General features: G+C 59.5%; 1 protein-coding gene. It reads right to left on the reverse strand.

Annotation, left to right across the window (positions count from 1 at the left end):
• Positions 1–173: 173 nt before the first annotated feature.
• Positions 174–1,547, reverse strand: coding sequence for an ISNCY family transposase (locus tag C4N04_RS31355; protein ID WP_106797764.1), 1,374 nt, complete (start codon positions 1,545–1,547; stop codon positions 174–176).
• Positions 1,548–1,631 lie beyond the last annotated feature (84 nt).

Genomic DNA, 1,631 nt, shown 5'->3' on the forward strand with positions numbered 1-1,631 from the left:
ATGTGGCGGTGAAGTTGGAATGTCCGGATCTCTGCAAAGTCGAAATGTCACTTTGGTCTGCATCCGGCAGGCCGATCAGCCCCGATCTGAGCGGCTGGTCCGGGTTGCAAGATCAGATCGGGGCGGGTGAGGGCACCCTTCGGCTTTAGCTTTGAGACGATGCGATCGACGTCTCACTCGGCAGCGTCAAGCTTTGCCAGCGCAGCTTCACGGCGTTCGATCACCGCCGGATCGTTCATAAAATCCCTCCGCCGTCCCGGACCGTGAGCCCGTCGCACATAGCTGTTCTTCTCGCTATTGCTCTTTACCACAGGCTTCGATTGCTGCTCCTGCCGCTCCTTGATATAGGCCAGAACATCGCCGAGCCGCTTGTTCTCGACGATCGCCGCATGCGTCACCCGCTGGTCCTTGTCGAACACCTTGTAGGGCAGGGAGTGTCCCTTCCACCGCACATCGAGCCGGCCGTCCGCATAGGCATAGGTCTCGACATAGCGACCAGCCAATCCGCGCGTCACCTCGCTTTCCACCAGCATGATCCGCTTGCGCTCAAACGAAAACGTCAGCTGCGCTCCAACATAACGCTGTTCGCGTTTGCACAGGATCTCGGCCAACCGACCCGGAGCCAGATTCATCGGCCGATGCAGATCGTCTGATCGGGCAGGGACAATCGCAAACCGCGCATTGTAGTCCTCCATGAAGCCAGGCAAAAATGTATTGCCCGCCTCCATGTCGCAGATTCCCGCCAACCTCAATTCCTTGACCAGTCGATCCTGCAGCGTCCGGTTCATCCGCTCGACACGACCTTTGGCCTGGCTGGAGTTTGCACAGAGAATCTCGATGTTTAGCTCTGAAAGCGCCCGCCCGAACTGGGTCATGCCCTGGCCGCCCTTGGCATCCTTCTTCGCCACCCGGAACACTGAATGCTTATCAGAATAAAAGGCGACCGGCGCTCCGTGATGCTTCAGATAAAGCTCCAGTGCATCGAAATAGCTGAAGGCGCTTTCCGAGCGCACGAAGCGCAACTGCATCAACTTGCCCGTCGCATCATCGACGAACACCAAGAGCGAACACGGATCGCCACGATCTTCAAACCAGCGATGTTCGGACCCGTCGATCTGTACCAGCTCGCCATAGGCCTCGCGCCGCAACCGCGGCTGATGAAACGTCCGCCGCTGCTTGCGCGACAGCCGCAGGCCGGCCTCCGACATCCAACTGCGCAACGTCTCGCGCGACACCCGCAATCCATCGCGCTCGGCAAGCTTCTCGGCCGCCAGCGTTGGACCGAAATCCGCATAGCATTCACGAACCAGCGTCACCGCGTAGTCGCGAACACCGTCGCTGATCCGGTTGTTCGAGGGCCGGCCAATCGCCTTATGGCGGATCGAGGCCGCGCCGTCGGTGCTGATGCGATTCAACAGCCGCCGCACCTGGCGCTCGCTCAGATCAAGCACATGCGCCGCCGACACCAGCGTCATCCGGCCGGCGATCACCTTCGACAGAACCTCGATCCGCTGCAGGTCGCGCTCGCTCATCGCTATCAATCCCATCCGCAATCTCCGCCGTCATCCAAAACGGGAAGAGAGTGACATTCTTACTTTGCAGAATCAGGACATTCTAACTGTGCGGCTACA

It is taken from the genome of Rhizobium sp. H4, assembly GCF_003013335.1.
Lineage (GTDB): Bacteria > Pseudomonadota > Alphaproteobacteria > Rhizobiales > Rhizobiaceae > Rhizobium > Rhizobium sophoriradicis.

Excerpts from the sequence above, each read along its gene's own strand:
- C4N04_RS31355 (WP_106797764.1), bottom strand. The coding sequence starts at position 1,547 with ATGGGATTGATAGCGATGAGCGAGCGCGACCTGCAGCGGATCGAGGTT.